Consider the following 21,783-nt stretch of genomic DNA (forward strand, 5'->3'; position numbering starts at 1 on the left):
GTCGGGCGAAGGTCACGGCCTGCGTGCGTTCTGCTGCCGGGCAAGCTCCTTGTCGAACGCCTCCTCCGAAGTCGCCGCATAGCGCGCCAGTTCGGTCAGGTCGATGAAGGCGTTGACGTCTCCGGCCAGCATCTTCCTGCGCTTGTCCAGCAGATGGCCCTGCTCCTCGTGGGCGGGCAGCATCACGTCGGTGGGGAGCGCCTTCAGCGTGGCGAAGGTGGCGCGGTAGTCGGCGACGATGGTCCTGTAGGTCTTGTTGCCCACCAGCACGTTGCCGGCCACCGAGGCCGAACAGGGGAAGGTGACGTTCAGCGGCCGCCCCCGGTCGACCACCTGGGTGGTCCAGGTGGTGCAGCCGATCGTGTGGCCCGGCGTCAGGTGGGCGACCAGGGTGGTCTCGCCCAGCTTCAGCTTCTGGCCGTCGCCAAACCCCTTGTCGACCTTGACCGGCGCGAACGGCGTCAGCCCGTTGTCGTTGTCGCCGAAGTGCTGGCCCTTCTTCAGGGCCGGCTCGTCCGGCCGCGAGGCCCAGACCTTGGCGCCGGTGTCGGCCTTCAACTGGGCCAGCCCGCCCGCGTGGTCGTAGTGGGCGTGGGTGTTGATCAGGACCTTCACATCCGAGAGCTTGAAGCCGAGCGCCTGGATGTTGGCCTCGATCAGCTTGGCGCCCGCCGGCGAGGCCCCGCTGTCGAGCAGCACGTGGCCTTCCGACGACGAGATCAGCCAGGCCGACAGCCCTTCGGAGCCGACATAGTAGATGTTGCCGACCACCCGGTAGGGCCGGATCGGCTTGGACCAGTTGGCCGGATCGGCGGCGAACGTCGTGGCTCCCGGCGCGAAAGCCGCCAGGGCGACGATCGCCAGGAGGATTGGGGCCGCCCGTTTCATGCCGCCGCCTCCGCCGAGACGGGGGACGGCGCCGGCGCGATCTCGCGCACGCCCAGCACGCGGCAGATGGCGTAGACGAGGTCGGCGCGGTTAAGGGTGTAGAAGTGGAAGTCGGAGAAACCCTGCTCCTGCAGCTTGGCGCACATCTCCGAGGCCACCGAGCAGGCGATCAGCCGGCGGGTGTCGGCGTCCTCGTCCAGGCCATCGAACAGATTGGCCAGCCAGGCCGGCACCGCCGTCTGGCAAGCGGCCGACATCTTGACCAGACCCTTGAAATTGGTCACCGGCATGATGCCCGGCACGATCGGGATGGTGATCCCGGCCGCCCGCACCTTATCGACGAACCGCAGGAAGGCGTCGGTATCGAAGAAGAACTGGCTGATGGCCAGGGTGGCCCCGGCGTCGACCTTGGCCTTCAGCACCTCGATGTCATGCTCGATCGAGGGGCTTTCGGGATGCTTCTCCGGATAGACCCCGACCAGCACGTTGAACGGCGCGACCGCTCTCAGGGCCGAGGTCAGCTCGGTGGCGTTCCTGTAGCCGTCCTCGCGGGGCACGTAGACGCCGCCGATGCCGCCTTCGCCGGGCGGCGGGTCGCCGCGCAGCGACACCACGTGGCGCACGCCAGTCTCCCAGTATTCGCGGATCACCTCGTCGACCTCGGCGCGGCTGGCGCCGACGCAGGTCAGGTGGGCGGCCGGCTTCAGGTTGGTCTCGTCCAGGATGCGCTTGACCGTGCGATGGGTGCGCTCACGCGTCGACCCGCCAGCCCCGTAGGTCACCGAGACGAAGGCGGGGTCCAGCGGGGCCAGGCGCTTGATCGCCGCCCACAGGTTCTCTTCCATCTGTTCGGTCTTGGGCGGGAAGAACTCGAACGACACGCGCGGCCGGTCGGTGCGCTCGCCGGCGCGGGCGACCGGGCCCAGGACGCGACGAAGAGGAGGAACGGTCATGCGGCGCTTCTTTCGGCAGTCTTGGCGGCGTTTTGAACGGCGGTCGGGTCGTGGGGGCGGCGCGCCGTCCAGATCTTGACGGTGAGGCCTTCGTCGGACGCCGGCGGCAGGGCGATGCTGGCGTCAAGGACCAGGCCGGCCGTCTCGATCCAGGCGATGATCTCGGCGTCGGCGAAGCCCAGGCGCCGGTGCTGGTGGCTCTCGCGCAGGAACTCGTGATCGTGAGGCGCGAAGTCGGCGATCAGCAGCAGGCCGCCTCCCGCCACCAGACGCGCGGCCTCGGCCACGGCGGCGGCGGGATCGCCCAGATAGTGCAGCACCTGGTGCACGGTCACCAGGTCGGCGCAGCCGCCCGGCAGGCCGGTGGCGAAGATGTCGCCGTGGCGCAGCTCGCACTGGACCAGCCCCGCCTTGGCCACCTCATCGCGAGCGATGTTGAGCATCTGCTGCGACAGGTCCAAGCCCAGGGCCGCGCCCGCCCGACGACCAAAGAGCGTCAGCATGCGGCCCGCGCCGGCGCCCAGGTCGACCATCTCGTCGAAAGGCCCCTCGCCCGCCGCCTGCAGGATAGCGGCCTCGACTTCGGCCTCGTCGACATAGAGCGAGCGGATCTCGTTCCAGCGCGCGGCGTTGCGGGCGAAATAGGCCTGGGCGCCAGCCGTCCGCTCGGCGCGCACCAAGGCCAGTCGCTCGGCGTCGCTCCGGGCGACGGGATCCTGGGAGTCGATAAGGTCCAGGGCGTGCTCGATCACGGCCCGCCCCGCCGACTTCAGCGCCAGACGGTAGAACACCCACGCGCCGTCCGGAAACCGCTCGACCAGCCCGGCTTCGGCCAGCAGCTTCAGGTGCCGCGAGACCCGAGGCTGGCTCTGGTCCAGGATCCGGCACAGCTCCAGCACCGAAAGCTCTTCGGTCGCCAGCAAGGCCAGCACGCGCAGGCGGGTCGACTCGCCCGCCGCGCGCAGCAGATCCACCACCTGTTCGGACGATACCTTCATAGGGACATAAAGATATCTTTATGTCCGATTTGGCAAGCAAAATCCGACCGGGACGCGTCTGTGAATGACCGAAACGCCAACGGCCCGGCGCGGCAAACTATGCCTCTGGAGACGGCTTCGACGGCTCCCAAAGCTCGATCTTGACCCCGGCCGGGTCGATCAGCCAGGCAAACTTCCCCATCTCCTCGTCCTGACGCCCGGTCGGCTCGACCCCTTCGGCCGCCGCCTTGGCCAGCACGCCGTCCAGGTCGTCGACGATGAAGTTGATCATGAACGGCGCCTGGGACGGTTCGAAATAGCGGGTGTCGGCGGCGAACGGCGACCAGTTGGCGAAGCCCGTCTTGAGCGACTTGAACATGACCCCGCCCCAGTCCTGCACCTCGAATCCCAGCACCCGGGCGTACCAGTCCCGCACGACGGCGGGATCCTCCGCCTTGAAGAACACCCCGCCCAACCCCAACACCTTGGCCATCCGGATCTCCCTCAGCGCCGCGCGGATGCCGCGCGTTCAATCCTCGACCCCAAGTTTGTGACCAGGCGGGACTGACATTCAAGGCCGAGCGTGGTCCTCGTCCTTCGACAAGCTCAGGATGAGGACCATTGGCAGGCCCAGCAGTCGAAAACCTCATCCTGAGCTTGTCGAAGGACGAGGTTTTCGACCTCCGGAATCCTACCCGTCCACCGGCGAGGCCAGGGCTTCGCCCTTGAAGAACCGGCGCAGGTTCTCGACAGTCAGCCCGACCATGGCCGGGATGCTGTCCAGGGTCGCGCCGGCGGTGTGAGGGGTCAGGACCGTGTGAGGCACGCCGGCCCAGCGCGAGGCCGGGGTCGGCTCGTGGTCGAACACATCCAGTCCGGCCATGCCCAGCCGGCCGTCCTTCAGCGCGGCGATCAGGGCGTCCTCGTCGACCAGCGAACCGCGGGCGATGTTGACCAGCAAACCCTGCGGCCCCAGGGCCTCGATGACCGCCTGGTTGATCATGTGGCGGTTGGTGGCGTCGGGCCGTGCGCAGACCACCAGGATGTCGCTGTCGCGGGCCAGGTCCAGCAGGCTCCTGGCGCGGGGCCGGTCGGTGTCCTTGAGACGCGGCGCCCACCACGAGACCTTCAGCTCGAAAGCTTCCAGCCGCCGGGCGACGGCCTCGCCGATGTGGCCCAGGCCGACGATGCCCGCCTTGCGGCCGCGCAGGCCATGGCGGGGGCTCATCCGCTCCATGCTGGTCCAGTGGCCGCTACGCAGCTTCTGATCGCCCTCCACGATGCCGCGCCAGGCGGCCAGCACCAGGCCCACGGCGTGGTCGGCGACGTCGGCGGCGTTGAGGCCGACCGAATGGGTGACGGCGATGCCGTGCTGCTTGCACCACGGGACGTCGACGCCGTCATAGCCGACGCTGACGCACGCGATCAGGCCCAGTCGGGGCATCTCCGACAGCAGGTCCTTGGCCAGCACCAGCTCGCCGGCGTGAACGATGGCCCGCACCTGTCGCCCCGGCCCGTCCAGGAACGCCAGGTGGTCAGGATAGTCCCACAGGCGATGCACCTGGTACGCCCCTTCGAGAAGCGGCTGCAGCGGCATCAGCATCTCGTGCGAGAGGACGATGTGGGGCTTCTCGGCGGGCGTTTGGGGCATGCTGTTCTCCATCCCGGACGACGCGCGATCCATCAGGACAACGCCTCCGCGACCTGTTCCTGAAAGATCGGGATCAGTCTCGCCAGATCAAGCTACTCCAGTTCCTGGCGAACGCTATTGGTCGCCAGGTCCCGGAATAGTGATCACCCTAGAGCGAACCGCGCGATGCAGGAATCGTGCGGTTCGCTCTAGATCTTTATTTTCGCATCGCTTTTGCGGAAAATCGGCGTCCACTTTTCCGCGCGATGCTCCAGGCCTTGTGACGGCCTTCGGCGAATTCCTCGATCATCTTGGCGCAGAAGGCCGGCAGGTCGTCGGGCTTGCGCGAGGTGACCAGCCCCTGGTCGACCACGACCTCGCGATCCACCCAGTTGGCGCCGGCGTTCTTCAGGTCGGCCTCCAGCGACGGCCACGAAGTCATCTCCCGGCCCTCCACCCCGCCGGCGTTGATCAGGGTCCAGGGCCCATGACAGATCGCCGCCACCGGCTTCTTCTCGGTGACGAAGTGGCGGATGAAGTCGATGGCCTTGGGCTCCAGCCGCAAGGCGTCGGGGTTCATCACCCCGCCCGGCAGGACGATGGCGTCGTAGTCGGCGGGCTGGGCCGAGGCCAACTCGCGATCGACGGGCACCGCTCGGCCCTTGTCCTGATGCTCCCACCCCTGGATCTGACCGGGCTTGGGCGAAACGACCTCGACCCGCGCCCCCGCCGCCTTCAGCGCCTCGACCGGCTTTTCCAGCTCGGACTGCTCGAAGCCGTCGGTGGCGAGGACGGCGACCTTGCGGCCGGCGAGCTTGGAATCGGACATGGCGGGGCTCCTGAAACGAACGGCGACCAGCCAGCCAAAACCCGTCGCGCCGCCCGAGGTTCCGCCCCCTGCGGCGGCGGGTCCGTCACGCGCGAAAGGCCAAGCTGTGAACCCGTTGCCCCGCTTGCGGGTTTCTGTTGCCGACGCGCCCTGTCGGCGCGCTCAGGCCTGGAGAACAGTCTCATGATGATCAGAACGCTCGCCGCCGGCGTCGCGCTGGCCGTGCTCGTCGCCGGAGCCGCTTCGGCCGCGCCCCAATCCAAGGGCTCGACCGCCGCGGCCAGTCCCAAGCAGCCGATCCCCTACAGCCAGTTGGACGCCTATCTGAAGGCCTCGCCCAAGACCCGGGCCAGCAAGGACTGGTGGAGCGGCTCGGCCTCGACCGGAACCTCGACCGACACCTCGGCCACGGCGCCCGCCACCGACACCTCGGCCACGGCCTCGACCTCGACCTCGACGACCACCGACGGCTCGGTGAACCCACCGACCTCGTCGACCATGCCGTCGGACTCCTCGACCAGCATGCCGGCCACCCCGCCGACCATGCCCGACGCCTCGACCCCGGCCCCTGATTCGAACCTCCCCGGCTCGACCACGACGCCCGGCGCGCCGACCGAACCGAAGTAGGCTTGAGCCCAAACGACGACGGGGCGGCCCTCGCAGGCCGCCCCGTTGCGCGTAAGACGATCCGTTCGCGCTATCGCGCGAACTTCTGGAACTTGATGCGCTTGGGGATCAGGCTGTCGGCGCCCAGGCGGCGCTTCTTGTCTTCCTCGTACATCTCGAAGTTGCCTTCGAACCATTCGACGTGGCTGTCGCCCTCGAAGGCCAGGATGTGGGTCGCCAGGCGGTCCAGGAACCAGCGATCGTGGCTGATGACCACGGCGCAGCCGGCGAACTCTTCCAGCGCCTCTTCCAGGGCCTGCAGGGTCTCGATGTCCAGGTCGTTGGTCGGTTCGTCGAGCAGCAGCAGGTTGCCGCCGGTGGCCAGGGTCTTGGCCAGGTGGACGCGGTTGCGCTCACCGCCCGACAGCAGGCCGACCTTCTTCTGCTGGTCGCCGCCCTTGAAGTTGAAGCTGCCGACATAGGCGCGGCTGTTGATCTCGCGCTTGCCGACGATCATCACGTCGGTGCCGCCGCTGATCTCCTGCCAGATCGTCTTGTTCGGGTCGAGCGCGTCGCGCGACTGGTCGACATACGACAGCTTGACGGTCTCGCCGACCTTGACCGTGCCCTGGTCGGGCTGCTCGCGGCCGGTGATCAGCTTGAACAGGGTCGACTTGCCGGCGCCGTTCGGGCCGATCACGCCGACGATGCCGTTCGGCGGCAGCTTGAACGACAGGTCCTTGAACAGCACCTTGTCGCCGTACTCCTTCTCCAGGCCGGTGACTTCCAGCACCACGTTGCCCAGGCGCGGGCCGGGCGGGATCTGGATGTGGGCGTGGGTCTGGGCGGCGCGGGCGTTCTCCTGGGCGGCGACCATTTCCTCGTACGACGCCAGGCGGGCCTTGGACTTGGACTGGCGGGCCTTGGGCGAGCTGCGCACCCATTCCAGTTCGCGGGTCAGGGCGCGCTGGCGGGACTCGGACTCGGACTGTTCCTGGACGACGCGCTTCTGCTTCTGCTCCAGCCAGCCGGAGTAGTTGCCCTCGTAGGGGATGCCCTTGCCGCGATCCAGCTCCAGGGTCCACTTGGTGACCTGATCCAGGAAGTAGCGATCGTGGGTGACCAGGATCACGCAGCCCGGGAAGTTTTCCAGGTGGTGCTGCAGCCAGGCCACCGACTCGGCGTCCAGGTGGTTGGTCGGTTCGTCCAGCAGCATGATGTCGGGCTTGCTGAGCAGCAGGCGCGCCAAGGCGATGCGGCGCTTCTCGCCGCCCGACAGGCTTTCGATATTGGCGTCGTTGGGCGGGCAGCGCAGAGCGTCGATGGCCATCTCGACCTTGGAGTCGATGTCCCAAAGGTCGCGCGCGTCGATGATCTCCTGGAGCTTGGTCATCTCCTCCATGAGCTCGTCGGAATATTCCTCGCCCAGCCGGGCGGCCAGCGCGTTGTACTGATCGAAGACCTTCTTGTCCTCGCAGTCGGCGATGACGTTGCCCCAGACGTCGAGCGTCGGATCCAGCACCGGCTCCTGCGGGAGATAGCCGCGGCGGATGCCTTCGGCGGCCTTGGCCTCGCCCGAGAACTCCTTGTCGATCCCGGCCATCACCTTCAGCAGGGTCGACTTGCCCGAACCGTTGACGCCCACGACGCCGATCTTGGCGTCGGAATAGAACGACAGCCAGATGTTCTCGAAGACCTTCTTGCCGCCGGGATAGGCCTTGGTCAGGCCTTGCATCTGGAAAATATATTGCTGAGCCATGGGGGGCGTCGGCCTCTTCGGTATTCGGGATCGGGGGGTCGGGCGCTCAGATAGCCTCCGGGACGGGATTCCGCAATGTTCCCGGCGGGTTTCGGCGCGCGCCTTGCGTCCTTCGAGGCTCGGCTCCGCCTCCCACCTCAGGATGAGGAAGTCAGAAACCACAAAGCTCCTCATCCTGAGGCGCCCGCGAACGTGGGCCTCGAAGGACGCACCGTCGCTGTCACCACCCCGTCGCTGTTCCGTCGGAAACCCGACACGGAACTGTCGACGCGCTGTCGTCGAGCGCTGTTACCGCACCTCCCCAAGCCGGCGCCGCTCCCCTTGAGCGCCGGCGTGGGGATACAAGCATGAAACGACACCTGATGCTGGGCGGGGCCTTCTGCGCCTTGCTGCTGACCGCGCCGCACCTGGCCCTGGCCGCCGAACCCGCCGCCGTCGCGGCCCCCGCCGACGCAGCCGCGGCCGACGCCAACGAAGTCGACGCCGTGATCGTGCTGGGCCAAGGCCAGAGCCGCCAGGTCCAGACCATCAGCACCACCCAGATCGAGGTCCTGGCCGCCGGTTCCAGCCCGCTGCGCGCGGTCGAGAAGCTGCCCGGCGTGAGCTTCCAGTCGGCCGACGCCTTCGGCGCCTACGAATGGTCGACCCGCGTCGCGATCCGCGGCTTCGACCAGAGCCGCCTTGGCTTCACCCTGGACGGCGTGCCCCTGGGCGACATGAGCTACGGCAACTACAACGGCCTGCACGTCAGTCGCGCCGTCATCAGCGAAGACCTGGGCAAGGTCGAACTGGCCCAGGGCGCCGGTTCGCTGTCGACCGCCTCGACCAGCAATCTGGGCGGCACGCTGCAGTTCTTCACCCGCGATCCGTCGCAGGAGTTCCACGTCCAGACCAACGCCACGGTCGGCTCGGACTCGATGTACCGGGTGTTCGGCCGGATCGACACCGGCGCCATCGAGAGCCTGGGCGGCCTGCGCGCCTACGTCTCGGCCGTCGACCAGAAGGCCGACAAGTGGAAGGGCGGCAGCGAGCAGAAGCAGCGCCAGTACGACGCCAAGGTCGTGCTGCCCCTGGGCGAGACCGGCTCGCTGACCGCGTTCTGGAACCATTCGGAGCGCCGCGAGCAGGACTACCAGGACATGTCCTTCGACATGATCAAGCGCCTGGGCCGCAACTGGGACAACTTCCAGCCTGACTGGAACAAGGCCATCGGCGTGGCCACCGTACTGAACAACCCGGCCAACTACGCCGGCGCGACGCCGATCCTGAACGGCGGCTACTGGACCGGGGTGGGGACCAACCCCTACGCCCAGTACGGCGTGGCCACCCCCGACGACGCCTACTACGCCGGCGCCGGCATCCGCGACGACGACATCTACGCCGTCACCCTGAAGCACGACCTGGGCGAGATGGTCCGCTTCGACCTGACCGGCTACGGCCACAAGAACCAGGGTCAGGGCCTGTGGTACACGCCCTACACCGTCAGCCCGGGCTATGGCGCGGCTGGGTCGACGGCCGCCCCGCTGGCGATCCGCACCACCGAGTACGACATCGACCGCAAGGGCCTGATCGGCAACCTCTATGTCGACCTGGGCAGCCATGCGATCAGCGCCGGCTTCTGGACCGAGGACAACGACTTCCACCAGGCCCGCCGGTTCTACGCCGAGACCCTGGCCGCCCCGTCGCGCGACCCGCTGGACTTCCAGTCCAACCCCTTCAAGACCTCGTGGGAGTACAAGTTCAACACCAAGACCACGACCGGCTACGTCCAGGACGTCTGGACGCTGACCGACGCCCTGAAGGTCAATTTCGGCTTCAAGGCCCTGAAGGTCGAGAACGAGGTCAAGTCGATCGTCGGCGCCGTGAACGGCAAGATCCAGTCCAAGGACAACTTCCTGCCCCAGGTCGGGGTCGTCTATGACCTGAACAATGGCGTGGAGCTGTTCGGCGGCTACACCGAGAACATGGCCGCCTACGTCTCGGCCGCCACCTCGGGCCCGTTCGCCTCTCAAAATCAGGCCGTGGTGGATTTCGTCCGCGACAACCTCAAGCCCGAAACGTCCAAGACCTTCGAGGGCGGCGTCCGCTACAAGACCGACCGCTTCCAGGGCGTGGCAGCGTTCTATCACGTCGACTTCGAGAACCGCCTGGACAGCGCCAGCACCGCCCCGCCGATCCTGGGCCTGCCGGCGGTTCTGTCGAACGTCGGCGCGGTCAAGACCAAGGGGATCGAGCTGGCCGGCCAGTATCGGATCACCGACGCCTGGTCCCTGTACGGCTCCTACGCCTACAACGACTCCACCTACGAGGACGACGTCCCGGGCGCCGGCGGCACGGTGGCGATGCACACCAAGGGCAAGGACGTTGTCTTCACGCCCAAGTCCCTGCTGAAGGCCAGCCTGGGCTACGACAAGGGCGCAGGCTTCTTCGGCAACCTCGGTGTCAGCTATACCAGCTCGCGCTGGTACACGTTCGAGAACGACGGCGGCAAGGTCGACGGCTTCACCGTCGCGGACCTGACCGTCGGCTACCGCTTCGCCGGCGAAACCAACGCCTGGCTGCGCGGCCTGGAGGTGCAGGCCAACATCACCAACCTGACCGACGAGGACTACATCTCGACGGTGGGCTCGGGCGGCGCGTCCAAGGCCGACCCGAGCGGCACGGCCATGACCCTGCTGCCGGGCGCCCCGCGCCAGGCCTATGTGACGGTCCGCAAGCGGTTCTAGGACCGGCGGGGACACGCCTTTGCGGCGTGTCCCCGATCGCGACGCCAGCTTTCCCGTGTCCGGACACGATTTCCGGGCTGTCCCGACACGGCTTTTCTGGTCTTTCGCCGCGCGCCGGAGCGTCGTCGGAACATGACCGACACCTCCTCCCCCGCCCCGTCCATGGCCGCCCTGGGCCACGAGATCATCGACATCGTCCGCACCGTCGGCGTCGCCCTGGCGATCGCACTGGTCCTGCGGGTCGTTCTTTTTCAGCCCTTCACCATCCCGTCGTCCTCGATGGAGCCCGGTCTCGTCACCGGCGACTACATCGTCGTCTCCAAGCTGGCCTATGGCTGGAGCCGCGCCTCGCTTCCTCTGAACCCGCCCCTGTTCGAAGGACGTCTGCTGGGCCGCGCGGCCCAGCGGGGAGACGTGGTGGTGTTTCGATTGCCGCGCGATCCGGCCCAGACCTGGATCAAGCGCGTGATCGGCCTGCCCGGCGACCGGGTCCAGGTTCGCAGGGGCCAGGTCTTCGTCAACGGCCGGGCGATCCCCCAGGCTCCGCTGGGCGTCATCTGGGACCACGACGCGCAGGACCGGCGGGTTCTGGCGATCGGGGAGCACACGCCCGACGGCCGCGCCTACGTCACCTACGATGGCGGCCCCGGGCAGCCGGGCGACGACACCGACGTCTATGTCGTGCCGCCCGGTCAGTACTTCGTGATGGGCGACAACCGCGACAACTCGCTGGATAGCCGCTGGCCGCACGAGTTGGGCGTCGGGCTGCTGCCCGCCGAGAATCTGGTCGGCAAGGCCGGGTTCGTGTTGGCCTCATGGCGACCAGGCGCGTCGATCCTCAAGCCCTGGACGTGGCTGGACCTGCAGCCCGACCGCTTCCTGAAGCCCATCCGCTGACCGGGGACACGCCCGCGGCGTGCTCCCCCAGTCAGCGTCGGCTGAATTCCTCGAAGCTCAATGCGCCATCGTGATTGGCGTCCAGGCGGTCGAAGGCCGCGTGGGCCGCGAGCGGCCGGGCCAGGGAGGGAGCGGCGACCGCGCCGACGGCCAGGCCCGCCACCGCGGCGGCCAGGACACGCCAGCCCAGGTTCGAGCGGCTCGGACGGCCCGTCCGGCCGTCCAGTTCCTGGTCGATAAAGACGCGGACCGCCTCGCTGGCGGTGCGGCGCGTCTCGCGGCATCGCGCCATGAAGGCGACCTTGGTCTCGTGCGGCAGACGGACCTCGAGCATGTCGCTCTTCTTGGGCGGCTTGCCAGGGTTCATGGCCATCCTCTCGATGATGCCTCGAAAGGCTAGCATCTTTGCCGACGCGCAAAAAGAAAGCCCGGCCAAAAGACCGGGCTGAAAGTTATTAGGGAGGAAACGCCCAGGAAGGGCAGAGGCGCTCGGCGCCTCACGAGCTCCTGTTAGCGCTAACAGATGCGTCATGGCAAGCGTTTCCTGCCGGACGCGGCGAGCTGACGCACTCTGCGCCCCTTTGAGCGAACCCGAACTTCCCTGCTGACAACGGCCACGCTGGCCTCTAGCGTCCCGCGCCATGATCAGACCCTCGCTCCTGGCCATCACGGCCTGCCTCGCCCTGTCATCGCCGGTCCTGGCGGAAAAACTCACCCCCGAACGGATCTTCGCCGACCCCGCCCTGAACGGTCCCACGGCCAAGGGCGTGGCCCTGTCGCCGGACGGCAAGCGCGTCACCTACCTGAAGGGTAAGCCCGAGGCCGCCAACGTTCAGGACCTGTGGGCCGCCGATGTGAAGGGCGGCGAGCCCTACCGCCTGATCGACTCCGCGGCCCTGTCGTCGGGCGGCAAGGAACTGTCGGAGGCCGAGAAGGCTCGCCGCGAACGGGCCCGCGTCTCGGCCCGCGGCATCGTCGAATACAGCTGGGACGAGGAAGGCCGCTTCATCCTGGTCCCGCTGGACGGCGACCTCTATCTGGACAGCGTCGCCGACGGCAAGGTCACCCGCCTGACCGAGACCCCTGGCGATGAGGTCGACGCCAAGGTCTCGCCCAAGGGCGGCTTCGTCTCCTACGTCCGCGACCAGAACCTCTACATCAAGCCCGTGGCTGGCGGCCCGGAGAAGGCCCTGACCACGCAGGGCAAGGACGCCCTGTCGTTCGGCACGGCCGAGTTCGTGGCCCAGGAGGAAATGGACCGTTTCACCGGCTACTGGTGGAACCCGGGCGAGACCAGCATCGCCTACACCCGGGTCGACGAAAGCGGCGTCGACGTGATCCCCCGCGCCGACATCGGTCCGGGCGGCGCCACCGTGGTCGAGCAGCGCTATCCGCGCGCCGGCCGCCCCAACGCCGTGGTCGACCTGTTCGTCCAGGACCTGGCCACCGGCAAGGTCGTCCAGATCGACCTGGGTCCGAACAAGGACATCTATGTCGCCCGCGTCGACTGGTCGGCCGACGGCAAGACCCTGTACGTCCAGCGGCAGACCCGCGACCAGAAAAACCTTGAGCTGATCGCCTACGATCCGGCTTCGGGCCCTGGCCAGATGGTTGGGGGCAAGACGATCGTCACCGACACCGACGCCCACTGGATCGAGCTGTCGGACGACTTCCATCCGCTGAAGGATGGAAGCTTCCTGTGGTCGTCGGAAAAGTCGGGCTACAAGCACCTCTACCGCTACGCCGCCGACGGCAAGCTGATCGCCCAGGTCACGACCGGCGACTGGCCGGTCGCCGACCTGGAAGGCGTCGACGAGGCCCGCAAGGTGGCGATCTTCTCAGCCTCGATCGACACCCCGCTGGAGCGTCGAATTTACGAGGTCTCCTATGCCAAGCCGGCCACGCCGAAGGCCTTGACGCCGGCCGGCGGCTGGTGGACCGCCAAGGTGGCCGAGACGGGCGGCGCCTTCACCGCCGGCTACAGCGATCCGAAGACCCCGCCGCAGATGGCGCTGTATGACGCCACGGGCAGGCGCGTGCGCTGGATCGAGGAGAACCGGCTGGCCCAGGGGCACCCGTACTGGCCCTACGCCGCCACCCTGCCCGCCCCCGAGTTCGGCACGCTGACGGCGGCCGACGGCGAGGCGCTGCACTACGAGATCCTCAAGCCGGTCGGCTTCGATCCGGCCAAAAAGTACCCGGCCATCGTCTCGGTCTATGGCGGCCCGCACGCCCAGACCGTCAGCCGCTCCTGGCAGAAGGTCGGCGAGCGGCCCTATCTCGAGGATGGCTACGTCATCTTCAAGCTGGACAACCGCGGCAGCGCCAACCGCTCGGCCAAGTTCAAGCGCGCCTTGGACCGCCGCATGGGCACGGTCGAGGTTGAGGACCAGTTAGTCGGCGCCAAGTTCCTGGCCGGCCTGCCCTATGTCGACGCCGACAAGCTGGGCGTGATGGGCTGGTCGTACGGCGGCTTCATGACCCTGATGCTGATGACCGCGCCAGACACGCCGTTCAAGGCCGGGGCCGCAGGCGCGCCGCCGACCGAGTGGGGCCTCTACGACACCCACTATACCGAGCAGTTCATGGGCAAGCCGGACGAGAACAAGGACGGCTACACCCAGTCGGACGTGCTCAACCGCCTGAAAAACCTCAAGCCCAACAGCCTCCTGCTGCTGCACGGCATGGCCGACGACAACGTCATCTTCGAGAACAGCACCCGCCTGATCGCGGCCATGCAGAAGAACGCCATCCCGTTCGAGATGATGCTTTATCCGGGCGAGCGCCACAGCGCGCCCGGCAGCAAGACCAAGGGCCTGCACGTGCTCAAAACGCATCTGGCGTTCTTCGATCGCCAGTTGAAAGGCCAGTGACGAGGCCGGGACAGGCCCATGCGCCTGTCCCCGATCGCGCCCTAGACTTCCAGCCTCTCCAGCACGAAGCCGGCCCGCGCGACGACGTCGGTCTTCGGCAGGATCGAGACCGCATAGCCAAGCCGTCGGTAGGCCGACAGCAACCGCTCGTACTCGGCCTTAGCCGCCTCGAAGCCGTGCGGCCGCTCGGGATCGTTGACATAGATCTCCGGCCATGGCGGGGCCAGGAACACGCGCCGATGGTAGCGATGGGCCCGGCCCAGCGGCTCCAGCACGGCCTCGCCGGTCGCATGCTCCAGGGCCGCGGCGGCGTCGACCAGGCCGCGATCGAAGAACACCCAACCCGTCAGGCCTTGGGCGGTCGTGCGATCCGCCAGCGCCACCGCCACGGCCCGTCGCGCGAAGGCCGCTGCGTCGATCCAGGGCAAGGCCGCGCCGCCGCCGGCCAGCGCTTCCCGCACGATCCGCCGGCCGGGCTCCTCGACCCCGGCGTGGCCGCGCCGCTGTAGTTCGGTCAACAGGGTTGACTTGCCGCCGCCGGAGCAGCCGGAGAGCACGACGAAACGGTTCAGGGTCAACCTCCTGTCGGGTTGTGATCCGCTCCCCGGTACGGAAGGCAGACAACCGGGCAGGACTAGGAGACAGCCGCCGGCAAGGTGGCCGGCTGGGTCGTCCTCACCCGGAACATCCGCGCCTCCCGCGCCACGTCGTACAGGCGGTGGATGACGAAGACCTCCGGCTGCGCCGTGCGCAAGGCTTCCTCGGCGAGGGTCAGATGGAAGGGCGTGGCCGGACCGCCGGTGGTGGTCTTCACGGCTATGCGGCGGGGCGCGCCCGTGCGGCTGAAGCTGACTAGGTCGCACCCCTCGTCGGCGGGCGGCAGGGCCAGGCGGACCTGGGCAGCGAGGTCCGGGCGGCCGCGTTCCTCCAGCCGGCGCTGCTCGTGGACCAGGGCCGCGGCGAGACCGATCCGGGCCAGGATCCGGGCCCCGTGATCGCGGACGGCGGGGTCGAACTTGGCGACCAGCCGTTGGGCGCGCTCGCTGGACGGGGCATGACGGGCCAGCGACGGGGCGCCTTCGGCCAGGATCGGGGCGCCGGCCTGGCCCAGCAGGGCCGGCGGCTGGGCCAGGTCCTTGAGGACGCCCGGCCGCGCGCTCAGGCAGCGGTCGATCGCGTCGACCAGGCCGTCGCCGAAGTCCCAGCGCGGCGGATGATCGTTCAGGGTCGGCAGGCCGATCAGGGTCAGCACCGCCGAGATCTCACCCTGCAGAAAGGTGATCGCTCCACCCGATCGGTTGGTGACGAACCGCAAGGTGCGCTGGTGGTTGGCCGGATCGTAGGCGCGGCCGGACATCGTCTTGTCGAGCATGACCAGATAGTCGCCGACCACCAGGTCCTGTTCGGCCTCGTTCCAGGTCCTGCCGTTGATCGCCGAGTCGCCCACGCGGCGACGATGCCTCAAGCGGAGCCGTGACGCCAGGACCGGCTCAGCCGCCCAGGCGGTCCAGCCAGGCCAGGAACTGGCCGGCCCAGGCTGCTTCCGGCGCGTCGGGCGGCGAGCGCAGGGCAAAGCCGTGGCCGCCGGTCGGATATTCATGCACCTCGGCTTGGCCGCCCGCCGCACGGATCGCCGCCGCGCCTTCGCGAGCGTTGGCGATCGGGACCTTGGGATCATCGGCGGCATGAAAGATGAAGGCCTGGGTCGGGACGGTGAAGCCGTGGAACGGTGTCCATTCCGGCCCCCGGGGCTTGGGCGTGGTCAGCCAGACGTAGCCCAGGCCGATGAAATCGGGCAGCACTGGCCGGCCGTCCAGGGCGTCGACCGGCGGATAGAGCGGCGCGGCGCCCCGCGAGGCCAAGGCCGCCGCCAGGGTCGCGCCGGCGGAGAAGCCCAAGGCTCCAGTCCGAGACGCCCCGACCTTGGCCTTCAGCAGTCGCAAGGCGCGCTGGGCGTCCTGCAGCGGCGCGTCGACGCCTGCGGACCAGCGGTCGGTCGGCAGGCGGTAAAGCAGCACGCCGGCCGCGATCCCCTGCCCCGCCAGCCAGCGGGCGACGTCGTGGCCTTCCTTGTCGATCACCACCTTGTTGAACCCGCCGCCCGGCAACACCAGCACGGCGAACTTCGGCGGCAGGACGCCGACGGGCCGATAGATCGTCAGGGTCGGGCGGGTGACGCCCACGATGCTGTAATCGACGCGGCCGTCCGGCCAGTTGTAGGGCACGCGCCGCTCGGCGGCCTTCACCGCCTCGCCGCCGGGGGCTGCGCCGGGCCACAGGGCGATGGTCTCGCCCGGAAGATCGGCCGCCGTCGCCGGGCCGGCGCCGCCCAGCATCAACAGGGGCCCCGCGGCCAGCAGGCCTCGCCGGTTCACACCCAGACCCATCACAATCTCCCCCGCACACCGGCCTCATGGCATGACCCAAGGTTGAGACAGATCGACACCCGTGGCAACGGCCCTCGGCTGCGCGCCGGCCGGGACGCGCGGTCGCCGATCGTGCTAGAAGCCGCCCATGACCGACAAGACCGACGACCATCCCGACGTTCCCGGCGAAACCCCGATCCAGCGCGCCCTGCGCCTGAAGAAGGCCGCGCTCGCCGCCAAGCCGCAGCCGCCGCGCGGCGGTCGATTCCAGCGCGAGCAGGCCGCCGCCGCCGCCTCGAGCAGCAAGAGCAAGCCCTGGATGACGCGCTAGATCGCGTTCACCTCAAGCGGCGCCTTGAGAACGCCGTGCTTTGACCACACGTTGATCGCCATGCGCGCTCCCCTCCTCGCCCTGCTCGCCAGCCTCGTGGCCGGCCCCGTGCTGGCCCAGGCGACCAAGCCGCCGGCCGAGACGCCGACGCCGGTTTCGCCCGTGACGGTCATGCCGCCGACCCAGAAACCCAAGGTGGTCGCCACCTGGCCCGCCAACGGCGAGGCGATCGCCCCGGGCGTGCTGGTGCTGAAGGTGGTGTTCGACCAGCAGATGACGCCCCGCGACTTCGCCTACGGCCTGGGAGCGGGCGGCGACAAACTGAACTGCCTGAAGACGCCGCGCCTGCTGAACGACAACAAGACCTTCGTCCTGCTGTGCACGACCCTGCCGGGCAAGACCTACGCCGTCGCCCTGAACCCCGATGCGCCCGGCGGCCCGGCCTTCAGCAACGTGGCCGAAAATCGCGCCGAGCCCGGCGCGCTGACCTTCACCACCGGAACCGGCGAGCCGGTTACCAAGCTGCGTGACGCCATCAAGGCTGCGGGCCTGGGCGACCTGGACATGCCCGTCGAGGAAGCGCCGGACGCCGCGCAGTCAGGCGCCAAGACGGCGCCCTGACGAAAAAACCTTGGGGGAGAGCCGGCCGAATTCGTGCGTCGGGACACCCCGGCCGGCTCTCGGCCTGCGGTCGGACCCGCCCCGTCGGAAAAAGGCGGCCCGGCGGTCGGAAGGAATCGGGGGGAGGACACCTCGACACCCGCAGGCGCGCCCAGGTTGCAACATCCTGGCGCCCCGCCGCCATCAGGTAAAACCCTAGGACGCGATTTTTTCAGCCGCGATCGGGCCACAGCGGGATGACCCGGTGTTCCTCGTTGGAATCGAGGAGCAGCCGTACGGTCAGGCCAAGGCCGCCGGACTCATAGACCAGCTTCGCGCCGAGCTGCCGCGTCAGGCCGCGCACCACCCGAAAGCCCAGACCGCCGTCGGTGTGAGGGTCGAACGTCTCGCTCAGTCCCACGCCATCGTCGGTCACCTCGACCACCAGGCCGCTGCCGACCGAACGGCAGGACACCTGAATCCGGCCCGCCACGCCCGAGGGGTGGGCGTATTTCAGGGCGTTCGTCACTAGCTCGCTGACGATCAGGGCGACCGGCGTGGCCTGATCGGCCCGCACCATGCAGCCGCCCGAATCCCTGTGAGTGATGATGGTGTCGCCGGCGAAGCTGACGGTCTCCATAAGGCTGGTGCACAGCTTGGCCAGGAAACGGCCAAGGTCGATGCCGTCCTCGTCTTCGCCGGGCGCGCCCGACAGCAGGCGATGCAGTTCGCCGACGGTCTCGATCCGGGCGGCCACCTCCTCCATCGCGATGCAGGCCTCGCGAGCCGACAGCGGTTGGCCCGCCTTGTGCAGCCGGGTCGCCTGCAAGCGGGTGTACCCCGCGATCAGGGCCAGGTTGTTGGCGATGCGATGCTGGGCTTCGCTAAGCCGGTCATCAGACCCGACATGGCGAACGACCGCATCGCCGAAGTCTCGGCGTTCGACGTCCATGGCTCGGGGGCTTTCAGTAAGGCGGCAGGACATTCCGTCACCTCACTTGAGCACAATCCAGATAGAAAAGCGACCATTTAATTAGACAAGGAATCATACTTCTATCTCACATGAGGCACAGATCGCGTCGTGTCGGAAACTCGACTTACAACCAACTTATATAAGGACCTTTAATCACTTGGAGTATGCTGAGCGCACACAGCCTATCGCGCTAAATGAGTAAGTGGCGTATTTTTGGCCAAGTGCGGTCTTTACGTGTCCCTGGAACCCGATGGCGGCGCTCGCGCGTTAGCTCTACCGGACAAGAAGGAGAGCCGCCCCTTTCCCGGGGGCCGAGACCCCATGAACGACCTGACTCGACCCGAACGCCTGCAGATCATGCTCACGCAGGAAGAGCTCGCCGCGCTGGACGACTGGCGCTTCGCACGCCGCATGCCCAGCCGCGCCGCCGCAGTTCGCGAACTGCTCAAGCGCGGCCTGGAGGTCGACGGCGTCCAACTGGCCGACGGCAAGATGCGCTCGCGGGACTTCGGCGTGGTCGAGAGCCCCCTGCGCTCGAACGGCTCCAGCGCCGACGGCGAAGGCTGATCCCGGCGCCGGAGTTCGCTGACCAGACCCTTGATGCCGACAGTCGCCAGGCGCCATGACTTCGCCGTGGTGACGCGCTTGAACCTGGTCCTGGGCCGAGGTTAAGGTCCGATGCTGTTTCCCTAACTTCAGAGACCTCCTCATGCGCAAGATCGTGATCCTCGCCACCGTGGCCGCCGCCCTGATGGTTTCGGCCTGCAACACCGTCGCCGGCGTTGGTCAGGACGTGTCGGCCGCCGGCCGGGCCGTGACCAACACCGCCAAGGACGCCAAATAGTCGCAGGATCGAGGGTTGCGGACTCCAGGCGACCGGAGTCCGCGAACCCCGACATAGTTAAGCTAGGCCGCGGCGCAGTGCCGCTCGCGGCGGGTTTTTCCAGAACGCACGGCGACTTACCCACAGGACGCCGTAATAGGTGTGGTTAACCGGCTCCAGTAACGACATTTCTATTGCTCGCCTTTCGGGCGAATTCTTCAGTCGACAGCCGTTCATCTCAACGAAATCTGATTCAAAATGGCGCATGCGACCGTGCGCCCCCTTTCACTGGCCGCGCCGTGGAGTCATATCGACGCCCATGAACGAGCAGATCTCTTCCTGCCCGCCTCCGGTCAGCATGCTGACCGGCATGAAGCGCGGCGTCCGCCACCGCTGTCCCAACTGCGGTGAGGGGCGGCTGTACACCCGTTACCTGAAGGTCGATCTCGACTGCGAGGTCTGCGGCCATGACCTGGCGCGCTATCCGGCCGACGACGGCCCGGCCTATTTCACGATCCTGATTATCGGGCACCTGGTCGTCGCCCCGCTGCTGCTGTTCCCGTTCATCTGGAAGATGTCGCCCGCGTTGGTGGTGCCGCTGACGGTGCTGCCGCTGGCCGCCCTGACCCTGCTGCTGCTGCCTCGCGTCAAGGGCGCGGTGATCGGCGCCCTGTGGGCCGTGGGCCTGCGCAAGGCCGAGGACTGCCCGGGCGGTTAGGACGCGCCCGAGCGGCGTTTCGGAACCTCTGCCGAGCTTCTTGCATTCCCTCCGCCTGAACCCCGGCGCGCGGGGCGCTTGGATGCAACGGAGACGGACATGCTCGGCACGATCCTCATCATCATCCTGATCCTGGCCCTGATCGGCGCCCTGCCGACCTGGGGTCACAGCCGTTCGTGGGGCTACTACCCCTCCGGCGGCCTGGGTCTGATCCTGATCATCATCATCATCCTGGTCCTGCTCGGCAGGATCTAGCGACTCCCGGGGTCGCGCTGGGGGACACGCGCTCGCGTGCGCCCCCGGCCACGCCGACGCCCTTCCCCCGGCGACCCATGTTCGCCTAAGGTCCCTCCCCAATGACACAGGGGGCGACATGACCGACACCGCCGCGGCGACGCCGCCAGAGACGGTCGCGCCCTTGAGCGCCTGGCGCCGGACGCGGGCCATCCTCGGCGGATCGGCCGGCAACCTGGTCGAATGGTACGACTGGTTCGCCTACGCGGCCTTCTCGATCTATTTCGCCAAGGTCTTTTTCCCCAAGGGCGACCAGACCGCCCAGCTGATGCAGACCGCCGCCATCTTCGCCGTCGGCTTCGGGGCGCGCCCCGTCGGGGCGTGGCTGATGGGCCTCTACGCCGATCGCAAGGGCCGCAAGGCCGGCCTGACCCTGGCGGTAGGCCTGATGTGCGTCGGCTCGCTGATCATCGCCCTGTGCCCCGGCCACGCGAAGATCGGCGACGCCGCGCCGATGATCCTGCTGCTGGCCCGCCTGCTGCAGGGCCTGTCGGTCGGCGGCGAGTACGGGGCCAGCGCCACCTATATGAGCGAGATGGCCGGGCGGAAGCGGCGCGGCTTCTGGTCCAGCTTCCAGTACGTGACCCTGATCATGGGCCAACTGGTGGCCGCCCTGGTGCTGGTGATCCTGCAAAACAGCCTGAGCAAGGCCGACCTGGCCGAGTGGGGCTGGCGCGTACCGTTCTTCGTCGGCGCGGCCCTGGCCGTGGTGGTGTTCTGGATCCGCACCGGCATCGAGGAAAGCGCGTCGCACCAGAACGCCGGCGCCCGCGACCCGATCAGCCGTCGGCAGGTCGTCTGGGTAGTCGGGCTGCTGGTGGCCACCGTGGCGTCCATGATCTGGGGCTTCACCGACACGCCAGCCGCGACGAGGTCGCAGTACGTCGCGGTCGTTCTGCTGGTCGCCACCTATGTCGCCCTGGCCGCGCCCCTGGTCTTGCGTCATCCGGGGCAGACCCTGGCGATCATCGGCCTGACCGCCGCCGGTTCCTTGGCCTTCTACGCCTACACCACCTACATGCTGAAGTTCCTGGTCAACACGGCCGGTTTCGACAAGGCCACGGCCGGAGGTATCAACCTGGCCACCCTGGCCGGCTTCATGCTGATCCAGCCGCTGTTCGGCTGGGCCTCGGACAAGGTCGGCCGCAAGACCATGCTGGTCTTCGCCTTCGGGCTCGGAGCCCTGATCGCTTGGCCGGTGTTCAGCCTGACCGCCAAGGCGACCAGCCCCGTCGTCGCCTTCGGCCTGATCTTCGCGGCCCTGTTCGTGCAGTCGGGCTACACCGCCATCAGCGCGGTGGTGAAGGCCGAGCTGTTCCCGGCCCATGTCCGCGCCCTGGGCGTTGCCCTGCCCTACGCCATCGGCAACGCCGCGTTCGGCGGCACGGCTGAATATGTCGCCCTGTGGTTCAAGCACGAGGGCATGGAAAGCGGCTTCTACCTCTATGTGTCGGCGATCATGGCCGTGGGCCTGACCGTGTCGCTGCTGCTTCGCGACACGGGCAAGACCAGCCTGATCCTCGAGGACTGACACCGCCCT

23 protein-coding genes and 1 pseudogene are annotated in these 21,783 nt (G+C 68.0%); 12 read left to right on the top strand and 12 right to left on the bottom strand.

Annotated features, from left to right (window positions below):
- Positions 1–12: 12 nt before the first annotated feature.
- The 6 genes from blaCAU to ASD47_RS23255 form a co-directional block, all read right to left on the bottom strand.
- The gene (gene blaCAU, locus ASD47_RS23230) at positions 13–888 is read right to left on the bottom strand and encodes a CAU/MBL1b family subclass B3 metallo-beta-lactamase (protein WP_056761938.1); all 876 of its coding nucleotides are present in this window, start codon (positions 886–888) and stop codon (positions 13–15) included.
- Complete coding sequence (metF, locus tag ASD47_RS23235) at positions 885–1,841, bottom strand: methylenetetrahydrofolate reductase [NAD(P)H] (protein ID WP_056761940.1); 957 nt, start codon at positions 1,839–1,841, stop codon at positions 885–887. Before metF ends, blaCAU begins: the two co-directional genes overlap by 4 nt.
- Positions 1,838–2,839 (bottom strand): metalloregulator ArsR/SmtB family transcription factor, encoded by a 1,002-nt coding sequence (locus ASD47_RS23240; RefSeq protein WP_056761942.1) that lies wholly within the window; start codon positions 2,837–2,839, stop codon positions 1,838–1,840. The genes metF and ASD47_RS23240 overlap by 4 nt, the downstream gene beginning before the upstream one ends.
- 97 nt (positions 2,840–2,936) lie before the next feature.
- Positions 2,937–3,311, bottom strand: a complete 375-nt coding sequence (locus ASD47_RS23245) for a VOC family protein (protein ID WP_056761943.1) — start codon at positions 3,309–3,311, stop codon at positions 2,937–2,939.
- 198 nt (positions 3,312–3,509) lie between these two features.
- Positions 3,510–4,469: a 2-hydroxyacid dehydrogenase gene (locus tag ASD47_RS23250; RefSeq protein ID WP_056761946.1), complete on the bottom strand. Its 960-nt coding sequence runs from the start codon at positions 4,467–4,469 to the stop codon at positions 3,510–3,512.
- A 196-nt stretch (positions 4,470–4,665) separates the two neighbouring features.
- Positions 4,666–5,277, bottom strand: a complete 612-nt coding sequence (locus ASD47_RS23255) for a type 1 glutamine amidotransferase domain-containing protein (protein WP_056761948.1) — start codon at positions 5,275–5,277, stop codon at positions 4,666–4,668.
- Between the two features lie 186 nt (positions 5,278–5,463).
- Between ASD47_RS23255 and ASD47_RS26845 the strand changes: the two genes are divergently transcribed.
- Positions 5,464–5,904 (top strand): hypothetical protein, encoded by a 441-nt coding sequence (locus ASD47_RS26845; RefSeq protein ID WP_235526145.1) that lies wholly within the window; start codon positions 5,464–5,466, stop codon positions 5,902–5,904.
- Positions 5,905–5,974: 70 nt separating this feature from the next.
- On the opposite strand, the gene ettA is transcribed toward ASD47_RS26845, so the two are convergent.
- Positions 5,975–7,642, bottom strand: coding sequence for an energy-dependent translational throttle protein EttA (gene ettA, locus ASD47_RS23265; protein WP_056761950.1), 1,668 nt, complete (start codon positions 7,640–7,642; stop codon positions 5,975–5,977).
- Between the two features lie 75 nt (positions 7,643–7,717).
- On the opposite strand from ettA, the pseudogene ASD47_RS27785 reads away from it, so the two are divergent.
- From ASD47_RS27785 to lepB, 3 genes and pseudogenes are all read left to right on the top strand, one after another.
- A pseudogene (locus tag ASD47_RS27785) lies at positions 7,718–7,831 on the top strand (hypothetical protein); the annotation flags it as partial.
- 158 nt (positions 7,832–7,989) lie between these two features.
- Positions 7,990–10,368 carry a TonB-dependent receptor gene (locus ASD47_RS23270; RefSeq protein WP_056761952.1) on the top strand — a complete coding sequence of 793 codons (2,379 nt, stop codon included), beginning with the start codon at positions 7,990–7,992 and terminating at the stop codon, positions 10,366–10,368.
- 132 nt (positions 10,369–10,500) lie between these two features.
- On the top strand, positions 10,501–11,265 hold the full coding sequence (gene lepB, locus ASD47_RS23275; protein ID WP_056761953.1) for a signal peptidase I: 765 nt from the start codon (positions 10,501–10,503) through the stop codon (positions 11,263–11,265).
- Between the two features lie 31 nt (positions 11,266–11,296).
- Here lepB and ASD47_RS23280 read toward each other — a convergent pair whose 3' ends face one another.
- Positions 11,297–11,632, bottom strand: a complete 336-nt coding sequence (locus ASD47_RS23280) for an EF-hand domain-containing protein (RefSeq protein ID WP_056762117.1) — start codon at positions 11,630–11,632, stop codon at positions 11,297–11,299.
- 274 nt (positions 11,633–11,906) lie between these two features.
- Here ASD47_RS23280 and ASD47_RS23285 point away from each other — a divergent pair, with 274 nt between their 5' ends.
- Entirely contained in the window at positions 11,907–14,138 is a 2,232-nt protein-coding gene (locus tag ASD47_RS23285; protein ID WP_056761955.1) for a S9 family peptidase, read from the top strand.
- A 41-nt stretch (positions 14,139–14,179) separates the two neighbouring features.
- Here the strand turns inward: ASD47_RS23285 and ASD47_RS23290 are convergent, their stop codons facing one another.
- Genes ASD47_RS23290 through ASD47_RS23300 form a run of 3 tightly spaced genes read right to left on the bottom strand, consistent with a single transcriptional unit; the run spans position 14,180 to position 16,525 of the window.
- On the bottom strand, positions 14,180–14,716 hold the full coding sequence (locus ASD47_RS23290) for an AAA family ATPase (protein WP_235526147.1): 537 nt from the start codon (positions 14,714–14,716) through the stop codon (positions 14,180–14,182).
- Positions 14,717–14,772: 56 nt separating this feature from the next.
- Positions 14,773–15,585 (bottom strand): hypothetical protein, encoded by an 813-nt coding sequence (locus ASD47_RS23295; protein WP_056761956.1) that lies wholly within the window; start codon positions 15,583–15,585, stop codon positions 14,773–14,775.
- A 43-nt stretch (positions 15,586–15,628) separates the two neighbouring features.
- Entirely contained in the window at positions 15,629–16,525 is an 897-nt protein-coding gene (locus tag ASD47_RS23300; RefSeq protein WP_056761958.1) for an alpha/beta hydrolase, read from the bottom strand.
- 127 nt (positions 16,526–16,652) lie between these two features.
- Here ASD47_RS23300 and ASD47_RS23305 point away from each other — a divergent pair, with 127 nt between their 5' ends.
- The gene (locus ASD47_RS23305; RefSeq protein ID WP_056761959.1) at positions 16,653–16,835 is read left to right on the top strand and encodes a hypothetical protein; all 183 of its coding nucleotides are present in this window, start codon (positions 16,653–16,655) and stop codon (positions 16,833–16,835) included.
- A gap of 60 nt (positions 16,836–16,895) precedes the next feature.
- Complete coding sequence (locus tag ASD47_RS23310) at positions 16,896–17,456, top strand: hypothetical protein (protein ID WP_056761961.1); 561 nt, start codon at positions 16,896–16,898, stop codon at positions 17,454–17,456.
- 211 nt (positions 17,457–17,667) lie between these two features.
- On the opposite strand, the gene ASD47_RS23315 is transcribed toward ASD47_RS23310, so the two are convergent.
- On the bottom strand, positions 17,668–18,387 hold the full coding sequence (locus ASD47_RS23315; RefSeq protein WP_056761963.1) for a sensor histidine kinase: 720 nt from the start codon (positions 18,385–18,387) through the stop codon (positions 17,668–17,670).
- Positions 18,388–18,729: 342 nt separating this feature from the next.
- Here ASD47_RS23315 and ASD47_RS23320 point away from each other — a divergent pair, with 342 nt between their 5' ends.
- The 5 genes from ASD47_RS23320 (at position 18,730) to ASD47_RS23335 (ending at position 21,774) form a co-directional block, all read left to right on the top strand.
- Positions 18,730–18,975, top strand: coding sequence for a hypothetical protein (locus tag ASD47_RS23320; protein ID WP_056761964.1), 246 nt, complete (start codon positions 18,730–18,732; stop codon positions 18,973–18,975).
- Positions 18,976–19,117: 142 nt separating this feature from the next.
- Positions 19,118–19,252: an entericidin A/B family lipoprotein gene (locus ASD47_RS23325; protein ID WP_018061959.1), complete on the top strand. Its 135-nt coding sequence runs from the start codon at positions 19,118–19,120 to the stop codon at positions 19,250–19,252.
- Positions 19,253–19,550: 298 nt separating this feature from the next.
- Positions 19,551–19,949, top strand: a complete 399-nt coding sequence (locus ASD47_RS23330) for a DUF983 domain-containing protein (RefSeq protein WP_056761966.1) — start codon at positions 19,551–19,553, stop codon at positions 19,947–19,949.
- Positions 19,950–20,048: 99 nt separating this feature from the next.
- The gene (locus ASD47_RS26360) at positions 20,049–20,204 is read left to right on the top strand and encodes a DUF3309 family protein (RefSeq protein ID WP_082564766.1); all 156 of its coding nucleotides are present in this window, start codon (positions 20,049–20,051) and stop codon (positions 20,202–20,204) included.
- Positions 20,205–20,322: 118 nt separating this feature from the next.
- Positions 20,323–21,774, top strand: coding sequence for an MFS transporter (locus ASD47_RS23335; protein ID WP_056761967.1), 1,452 nt, complete (start codon positions 20,323–20,325; stop codon positions 21,772–21,774).
- Positions 21,775–21,783 lie beyond the last annotated feature (9 nt).

The organism is Caulobacter sp. Root1472, from assembly GCF_001426985.1.
Classification (GTDB): Bacteria; Pseudomonadota; Alphaproteobacteria; order Caulobacterales; family Caulobacteraceae; genus Caulobacter; species Caulobacter rhizosphaerae.

What these genes read in the sequence shown, in the direction of transcription:
- blaCAU (WP_056761938.1), bottom strand. Translation starts at nt 888, where the DNA reads ATGAAACGGGCGGCCCCAATCCTCCTGGCGATCGTCGCCCTGGCGGCT.
- metF (WP_056761940.1), bottom strand. Translation starts at nt 1,841, where the DNA reads ATGACCGTTCCTCCTCTTCGTCGCGTCCTGGGCCCGGTCGCCCGCGCC.
- ASD47_RS23240 (WP_056761942.1), bottom strand. Translation starts at nt 2,839, where the DNA reads ATGAAGGTATCGTCCGAACAGGTGGTGGATCTGCTGCGCGCGGCGGGC.
- ASD47_RS23245 (WP_056761943.1), bottom strand. Translation starts at nt 3,311, where the DNA reads ATGGCCAAGGTGTTGGGGTTGGGCGGGGTGTTCTTCAAGGCGGAGGAT.
- ASD47_RS23250 (WP_056761946.1), bottom strand. Translation starts at nt 4,469, where the DNA reads ATGCCCCAAACGCCCGCCGAGAAGCCCCACATCGTCCTCTCGCACGAG.
- ASD47_RS23255 (WP_056761948.1), bottom strand. Translation starts at nt 5,277, where the DNA reads ATGTCCGATTCCAAGCTCGCCGGCCGCAAGGTCGCCGTCCTCGCCACC.
- ASD47_RS26845 (WP_235526145.1), top strand. Translation starts at nt 5,464, where the DNA reads ATGATCAGAACGCTCGCCGCCGGCGTCGCGCTGGCCGTGCTCGTCGCC.
- ettA (WP_056761950.1), bottom strand. Translation starts at nt 7,642, where the DNA reads ATGGCTCAGCAATATATTTTCCAGATGCAAGGCCTGACCAAGGCCTAT.
- ASD47_RS23270 (WP_056761952.1), top strand. Translation starts at nt 7,990, where the DNA reads ATGAAACGACACCTGATGCTGGGCGGGGCCTTCTGCGCCTTGCTGCTG.
- lepB (WP_056761953.1), top strand. Translation starts at nt 10,501, where the DNA reads ATGACCGACACCTCCTCCCCCGCCCCGTCCATGGCCGCCCTGGGCCAC.
- ASD47_RS23280 (WP_056762117.1), bottom strand. Translation starts at nt 11,632, where the DNA reads ATGAACCCTGGCAAGCCGCCCAAGAAGAGCGACATGCTCGAGGTCCGT.
- ASD47_RS23285 (WP_056761955.1), top strand. Translation starts at nt 11,907, where the DNA reads ATGATCAGACCCTCGCTCCTGGCCATCACGGCCTGCCTCGCCCTGTCA.
- ASD47_RS23300 (WP_056761958.1), bottom strand. Translation starts at nt 16,525, where the DNA reads ATGGGTCTGGGTGTGAACCGGCGAGGCCTGCTGGCCGCGGGGCCCCTG.
- ASD47_RS23305 (WP_056761959.1), top strand. Translation starts at nt 16,653, where the DNA reads ATGACCGACAAGACCGACGACCATCCCGACGTTCCCGGCGAAACCCCG.
- ASD47_RS23310 (WP_056761961.1), top strand. Translation starts at nt 16,896, where the DNA reads ATGCGCGCTCCCCTCCTCGCCCTGCTCGCCAGCCTCGTGGCCGGCCCC.
- ASD47_RS23315 (WP_056761963.1), bottom strand. Translation starts at nt 18,387, where the DNA reads ATGGACGTCGAACGCCGAGACTTCGGCGATGCGGTCGTTCGCCATGTC.
- ASD47_RS23320 (WP_056761964.1), top strand. Translation starts at nt 18,730, where the DNA reads ATGAACGACCTGACTCGACCCGAACGCCTGCAGATCATGCTCACGCAG.
- ASD47_RS23325 (WP_018061959.1), top strand. Translation starts at nt 19,118, where the DNA reads ATGCGCAAGATCGTGATCCTCGCCACCGTGGCCGCCGCCCTGATGGTT.
- ASD47_RS23330 (WP_056761966.1), top strand. Translation starts at nt 19,551, where the DNA reads ATGAACGAGCAGATCTCTTCCTGCCCGCCTCCGGTCAGCATGCTGACC.
- ASD47_RS26360 (WP_082564766.1), top strand. Translation starts at nt 20,049, where the DNA reads ATGCTCGGCACGATCCTCATCATCATCCTGATCCTGGCCCTGATCGGC.
- ASD47_RS23335 (WP_056761967.1), top strand. Translation starts at nt 20,323, where the DNA reads ATGACCGACACCGCCGCGGCGACGCCGCCAGAGACGGTCGCGCCCTTG.